Origin of the sequence: Acinetobacter higginsii (assembly GCF_000369525.1) — a bacterium.
GTDB lineage: Bacteria > Pseudomonadota > Gammaproteobacteria > Pseudomonadales > Moraxellaceae > Acinetobacter > Acinetobacter higginsii.
In genome coordinates this window covers 1-7,141 of the sequence record NZ_KB850080.1, presented here as the reverse complement: position 1 = coordinate 7,141, position 7,141 = coordinate 1, and the positions used below count along the sequence as shown (strand labels likewise).

7 protein-coding genes are annotated in these 7,141 nt (G+C 35.7%); 6 read left to right on the top strand and 1 reads right to left on the bottom strand.

Features of this window, described 5'->3' with window-relative positions; translation table 11 throughout:
* Positions 1-1,106 precede the first annotated feature (1,106 nt).
* From F902_RS21725 to F902_RS21705, 5 genes are all read left to right on the top strand, one after another.
* Positions 1,107-2,000: a phage integrase N-terminal domain-containing protein gene (locus tag F902_RS21725; protein WP_005207487.1), complete on the top strand. Its 894-nt coding sequence runs from the start codon at positions 1,107-1,109 to the stop codon at positions 1,998-2,000.
* Positions 2,000-2,239 (top strand): hypothetical protein, encoded by a 240-nt coding sequence (locus F902_RS21720; RefSeq protein ID WP_005207486.1) that lies wholly within the window; start codon positions 2,000-2,002, stop codon positions 2,237-2,239. The genes F902_RS21725 and F902_RS21720 overlap by 1 nt, the downstream gene beginning before the upstream one ends.
* Positions 2,240-4,057: a type IV secretory system conjugative DNA transfer family protein gene (locus tag F902_RS21715; protein WP_005207484.1), complete on the top strand. Its 1,818-nt coding sequence runs from the start codon at positions 2,240-2,242 to the stop codon at positions 4,055-4,057.
* Positions 4,058-4,134: 77 nt separating this feature from the next.
* A complete protein-coding gene (locus tag F902_RS21710; protein ID WP_005207483.1) occupies positions 4,135-4,668 on the top strand; it encodes a hypothetical protein in 534 nt (177 codons plus the stop codon).
* Between the two features lie 175 nt (positions 4,669-4,843).
* Complete coding sequence (locus F902_RS21705; RefSeq protein ID WP_005207482.1) at positions 4,844-5,500, top strand: BglII/BstYI family type II restriction endonuclease; 657 nt, start codon at positions 4,844-4,846, stop codon at positions 5,498-5,500.
* Here F902_RS21705 and F902_RS21700 read toward each other — a convergent pair.
* Positions 5,497-5,739, bottom strand: a complete 243-nt coding sequence (locus F902_RS21700) for a helix-turn-helix transcriptional regulator (protein WP_005207479.1) — start codon at positions 5,737-5,739, stop codon at positions 5,497-5,499. The two genes, F902_RS21705 and F902_RS21700, sit on opposite strands and share 4 nt — an antisense overlap.
* Positions 5,740-5,830: 91 nt before the next feature.
* On the opposite strand from F902_RS21700, the gene F902_RS21695 reads away from it, so the two are divergent.
* On the top strand, positions 5,831-7,009 hold the full coding sequence (locus F902_RS21695) for a DNA adenine methylase (protein WP_005207478.1): 1,179 nt from the start codon (positions 5,831-5,833) through the stop codon (positions 7,007-7,009).
* Positions 7,010-7,141 lie beyond the last annotated feature (132 nt).

The following is a 7,141-nucleotide window of genomic DNA, read 5'->3' as shown; positions in this document are numbered from 1 at the left end:
TTTAATGCAAGGTAAACCTCGTTTTAATGCAAGGTAAACCTCGTTTTATAATGTCTAAAAACCTTGTAAATAAAGGCCTTCAGCATGTCTAAAAGCATTTAAAAACTTTAAAAATAATTAAAAGCCTAAGCAAAGAAAAATTGCCCTATGTTTTCGCTACGCTCAAACTCTATTGAACTTCGCTCTCGCTCAGTTCGAAGGGGCAATTTTTTTGCAAATACCATCTAGAATTTAATAAAAGCAAAAGCAACTCGGAATTCGCTTCGCTCATAAGCTTTTTTACTCGCTACGCTCGGTTTAGAAGGCAAACTGAGAAAGTTCGCACCCATTCGGGATGCTCTGATTCTGAGTTCTTGACTTGTAGGGGAGCTTGTAATCAGGGAAAGGAATAAGCAAATTTTCTGAGTTCGCTCGTAGACACTCGCTCTAATCATTCCTCTTAATAGCAAAAAAAAGCACAAAGCGAACGGAGTGTGAGCGACCAGGAAAGATCTAAATCTCAAAACGTACTCCCTCTGATTACCAGCTCCCATCTAAACTTTTCCGTCAGTAGCCGAGGCATCCCGAACGGGTGGCGACTCCCCTTTTTGATACACGTAAACAGTGGCCAAGCTTCTCAGTCGTCACTACCTATAAGTAGTGACGACTGAGAGAAGCCTCATATTGCTTACAATACAAAACATTTTTGGAAGTTATTGCCGCGTGATAGAAGAATATTCACAGATATACTGATCAGACTTTTTTGTTTTTTCATAACTTTTCTTTGCTGACTTTCATTTATGTTTTCAGCTTAAACACAAACTAAATACAGGAGATCAAATACTTTTAATCGCTCTCATCCTATATGCAGAAACGGTTTATTTTTATAAGTATTCACACATTTGGACTTAAAGATTTTCGAATTTTTATACCCATTTTTTGAGCATTTTTTATTGAACCAATTTCTATAATTGAATTTGATAAAACGTTAATTCGGCTCTTAACACTAACCAGTACATCGGATCTCAAACAGTTTTAAATTAAAAAATTGATACTTCATTGATTCCGTAGCCCAGCATAAAGCTGTGCTGTACTCATCAATCAAGCATCTCAAAAAAAGAGTGCACATGACCTTAGAATATCAATTCGATCAGCTCTGCAATAAGTTCCGTGAGGGTTCACACGCAACGCAAGCAAATAGGCGGTCTATGCTTAAATTGTTCACCGAACAATTTGCCAAGAATGGCTATGACGTTAAAACCATGTCGCCCAAAGATTTAAAAGGTCGGCATGTGAATAAATTGCTTGAGCAATGGCGTAAGGATGGCGTGTCCACAGGAACGATAAAAAATCGAATGGTTGCCGTAAGGTGGTGGGCCGAAAAAGTCGGCAATAGCGGTGCCGTCAAAGATAATGCAACTTATAAAATAGAAAATCGTGTCTATGTCACCAATGAAAATAAATCTATATCGCTAAAAGACCTGGATTTGTCTAAAACCGATGCAAACATAGCGCAAAGCTTACGTTTACAAGATGCTTTTGGGCTTAGACGTGAAGAAAGCATGAAATTCCAGCCTGAGTATGCCTTAGACGGTCAAAAAATTGAAAATGCTAAATATATCCGTTTAAAAGACAGTTGGACCAAAGGCGGAAGACCTCGAACAATTCCCATAACCAATGAAAAACAGCGTCAAGAACTCCAGGAAGCCTACGCTCAAGCCGTTAAAAATGGCGGTTCCATGATTCCAAAGGAAAAAAGCTATAAATCCCACAAAGCCAATTTTGAGGCAGTAACGCATGCCCTGGGTGTTGGGCAAACGCATGGTTTAAGGCATGGCTATGCTCAAACCAGATACCGTGAACTCATGGGCTTTGATTGCCCTGCGGTAGGCGGTTCTCGTTCATTGTCTGAACATGAAAGGGAAAAAGATAAAGAAATTAGAATGTTAATCAGTGAAGAATTGGGGCATAGCCGTATCAATATTACGTCCGTGTACTTGGGTTCATGGAGTAAAAATTAATGGGTATTGCATCAGAAATACGTGAAAAATTACCGTTATGTGGTCGTTGTATTAATTGCAAACTTTTGATTTGGAATGATAAAGCAGAGCTAAAACCCACTCAAAATTTAATTAAATTTAGAAGCTCGGAAGCATCTTTTTATTATACGGTTCGTTGTTCATGGCTTAAAAGTCCTGTTTCTGAACCTCAATTCTTAGATACCTGTGAGGGTAAACAACAGCAAAAAGGGGATAATTAAATGGTGCACGATTTTTTTATGGCTTATTACACGTTTTTAATAAGAACTTTGCACCTTAAACCACTTTCGGTTGGCTATGCGAATACCCTTTTAGTTTTAATCATTATTGCGCTTTTTCTCATGCTCTTTGTGAGCTTAAAGTCACTTTTTAAAGCGCACAATCCATACCATGAGTTTTTATATAATGTTGTTCTTTTCGGTTTGGCAGTTCTAGCCCAGACCTATCTGTTGAGCGACATCACAAATTTGCTTTCAAGTCATTATGTTGTGGTTTCAAATAATAATTATTTCGTATCGTGGCTTGTGATCGCTGGTCTTTATGCATTTTTGTACTTTGCTGGTGGGAAGTCAAAACCACGTGCAGAACGTATAAAAAAAGAGTCTGCGGAAGGGTATGGCACCTTATTAAGTGAAGTGCATAAAGGATTTGAAAATAAAACGCCCCTTATTGCTTTTACGGATAGGATTTTACCAAAGAAGCAAATAAAGGACATGCAACAAAAACACCTGAATTGGTCTTTTCATCGTGAAAGCTTAAGGGTCACCAATGAGGATCGGGGCATTGTTTTGGGCGCACCTGGCTCGGGTAAAACAACATTTTTAATCTCTCAAATCGTAGAGTGGATGAAATCCGGGCGTAGCTTCGTGGCAACGGACGTAAAGCCTGAAATTTGGGCGATTCTTAAAGCAAACAATGTCTTTAAAATTTTTGGTTATAAAGATTGGGTTTTTAATCCGACCGATGTTCAGAGTGACCACTACAATATTTTTTCAGAAGTGACGGATTCAGCAGAACTCAACGAAATTTTGAACATTATCATTAAAGATGATACCGCTGAATCGGTGGTGTTTAATGACCTGGCAAGGCGTATTCTGAAGGCTGTTCTCATCGAACTGGGTGATAAGGCATCACTGGTGAATGCTCAAAATTATATTAACAGCATGGATAGCAATGATGAGTTGTTAAAAGCATTAAGACAGTCTGAGAAATCCAGTGTTTCCAATATTGCCAAAGAAATTTCCCGGACTGCCCAAAATGATCGCTTGCTTGCATCTGTGATGACGGCTGTTTCAAAAGCCTTTGAGTTTCTCGATGATGATCGTATTCGAGCAACCACATCAGACAATGCCCCAGGCTTCTACTTAAAAGAAGTGCTCATGCAGCCTAAACAAGCGGTATTTTTACAGTTTGACCAACAGTATAAGAGTTCAACAGCTACGCTATTCGGGGCGATGGTGGCGCATACCATGCGTATTTTACAAGCCAATCAAAACCGTAGACCCGTATTTATCGCCCTAGATGAAATCATTAATTGTGCACCCATTCCAAAATTCACTGATTTGCTTAATACAATACGTTCTGCAAACATGCCTACTTTCCTATACCTTCAGAGTTTAGAGGGCTTAAATCGCCTCTATGGGCCAAATAGCGACAAAATGTTTATGGGTTCGAGCAATTTGAAAATTGTTTTTAGAATTGGGGATATTGAATCGGCTGAAGAATGCAGTCGATTGGTCGGTCAAACTGAGACAACATATATCTCTGAAACAGCAGGCACCAGTCAAACCAGCGGTACAAGTTCATCCAGTCGAACAAGTGGTTCATCTTCCAACAAATCGCAAAATGTAGGGACCACCAAGTCGATTAAATTGGAATCCATTATTGAGCCTGCCGAATTTATTAAGTTGCCGATTGGTACGGCTGTAGTGATGTATAACGGCTCTTATGGGACGCTAGAAATGCCTAAATATTATGAGTGCTACAACATGCCAAAACGCACGAGTTTAAAAACGATACAAGATTTTAAAGCGGCCTAAAATTAAGAACTTTCTTTCAATAAATTTCTCAGAAAAACCTGAGTACGGTTCATGAAAATACAGGAGTACCATAAACAGTGTTATATGAAGCATATTACCCAAGTGAAGTAAGCAACAATCATCCAATTAAAATTTTTTATGGTTTTGTACAGGAAGGCTTTGACAAGAATTATCAGTTAACCTTAGTCGTTTTTTATCCCGAATTAACAGGTACATCTTTATTTAATTTGATGGATAAGACTAAAGCTGGTCTAGCAAATTTTCTATTACAAAAACATGTTTATGGTGTTGGAGCTTCACACCTTAAAGTGGCTTTTGTATGCGAGCATGTCAATGAGAGAGACTTCTATACTGAAATTTGGGGCGTAGATGTTTTTGAAAACTACGCTTTAGAGCAACTCGAGCAACAACCTAAAAGTTTACTCAGTGGCATTTTCGGAAATGATTCTAAAGAAGTCAGTATTCATTCAAGTTATTTGAATATCGGATTAACTGATTCAATCAAATTGATTGATGAAGGGCATTTAGATACGGATCAAACAGCTTATCTTTTAAATAAGCTGAAAGAAAAAACTGATTACGGAAATTTTAATAAAATTTTTGGTGAGTAAAAAATTTTGCTGGCTATACGAAATTTAGTTATTCGAACTAAATTTCGTATAAGAGATTTTATGTTAAATAAAAGCTCTTATACCCCTCAGAATTTCTGTGAGAAGGGTAATAAGGGAGTATTTTCTTTAAAATCTTAGATCTATAATCCGACAACCTGATAATTGCCAAAAAACTATGTCTATTTCACTTTTTCCAGAATCTATTCAAGATAATTATGAAATTTTAGAATATAAAAATGGGATTTCTATATTAAAACATGCTTATCCTAGGGAGTGGAGAGACTTAATTGATCTACTTGAGTCTTTTGTTTTAAAACGAAGTGAAATTCTTGCACCAGGTGGTCGTAAATCTAGCATTGCCGATCAGTTAGATGGTTTCTTATATCGTCGAGGATGGAATGAAACAGAATTTGATGTTGATATTCGTCTTCGAGAAATTGCTTTCAGAAGAGAAATTGATCACAGAGGTAGATCAAGAATTAGGGAAGACATAAAGGATGACGTTACTTTAGATGTACCAACCCATAAGATTGATTGCTTCAAAAATCAAGTTGCTATCGAAGTAGAATGGAATAATAAAGATCCTTTTTTTGATAGAGATTTAAATAACTTCAGACTTTTATTCGATCTTGATGCTATAGCAGTCGGTGTCATTATTACTAGATCTTCTGAATTACAAAATATATTCAATGAACTAGGAAAAGGTGATTCTTACGGTGCATCAACCACACACATGGGGAAATTAGAAAGTAAGCTATTTGGTAAGGGGTCAGGTGGTTGTCCTGTAATTGCTATTGGTATAACGAGCAGGGTTTATGATGATCGCTCTTAAGTAGATTCTTGGATAAAGCTTTCTAAAATTTCTTCAAAATCACAAAGTGACTTATTCAACTCTTTGCATATTAAGTAGACCTCTGAAATTTCCAAAGATCTATCTCCATTTTCATATTTAGATACGAAACTTTGTGGTTTTCCAAGCATGTTAGCTAATTGAGCTTGAGTAATTTGAGCATCAAGTCTCATTTGCTTTAATGTTTGGATACATAAAGATTTCATCAAATTTTTATCCATCAAATTTCCTGTTTGACTATCAGAACGTTATTACATAGAATCAAAAAACTAAATCCTAAATTGGGATTTAGTTGTTGAGTTAAGGATTTTTATGTTTACCCCACAACCATTCCCTAGTTTAATCAAATATATGGGTTCAAAAACTAAGATTATTGACTTTATTATTGATGGAATTAATTTTGTACATCAAAAAGATGGCCCCGTTATAGATTTATTCGCTGGAAGTGCATCTCTTGCAGGTGCTATTGGTAAACAATGTAATTTTGTTTCTAACGATATTCAGGAATACTCAAAAATCCTATCTCAGACGTATCTTGTAAATTTAGCTAGTAAAGATATTCCTGCACTAGATGAAATTTATCAAAAGACTTTAGCTATAGTAAAAAGTAATATAAAACAAGAATATATTGTTAATTATAGTGATTTAAAAAATATTGATGAGTTCAATAGTTTAGAAGAAAAGCAAAAAGATTTAATTAACCAAAATTTAGATTATCCATACCATTTATTTGCAAAGAACTATTCTGGTACATGGTGGTCTTATGAGCAATGTTTATGGATTGATGCCCTTAGACAGGTAGCAGATGACTATAAAAATAAGCCTTTATATCCAATTTTTTTAGCGTCCTTAATGTATGCAATGGCATATTGCAGTCAAGGTACAGGGCACTATGCTCAATATAGAGATGCTAAAACTAATTCATCATTCAATGATATTTGTATTTATAGAAAAAAAGAGGTTTTTAAATTTTTTAGTAAAAAAATTAATGAGTTATGTAAGTTTAGTCTTGAAAACAGCAATCAATTTAAATCAATTTTTTTATCAAAAGACTTTAAGGATGCCTTAGACATATTTGAAGGCGGTACTATCTACGCTGATCCACCTTATTGTTTTGTACATTATAGTCGTTTTTACCACGCCCTAGAGACGCTCGTTTTATATGACTATCCTGAAATCCAAAAAAAGAATAACGTCATTGTAAAAGGGAGATATCGAGAAGAACGACACCAATCTCCTTTCTGTATAAAAACAAAAGTTGAAGGTGCATTCTTAAATATGTTTAAAGGCGTTAAGAATACAGAATCGCAATTAGCGTTAAGTTACAGCAATACAGGTATGATTAGCCTTGAAATAATGATGGAAATAGCTTCTTCTGTCTGGGATAGTTCCAATATTGAGATTTTGACTACTGACCATCAACACATGACTTTAGGTAGACAAGGAACTAGATATCGAGATGTTAAAGAATGTTTATTACTTGTAAAGTAATAAACATTCTAAAGATTATCTAAAATTAACATAATACACGTTATACGAATCTAAAAATGGGAGCCTAAGCTCCCATTTTTATTGATGATTTTTTAATTCTTTTAGCATGGCATCCCGCAAGATTTCATTCAT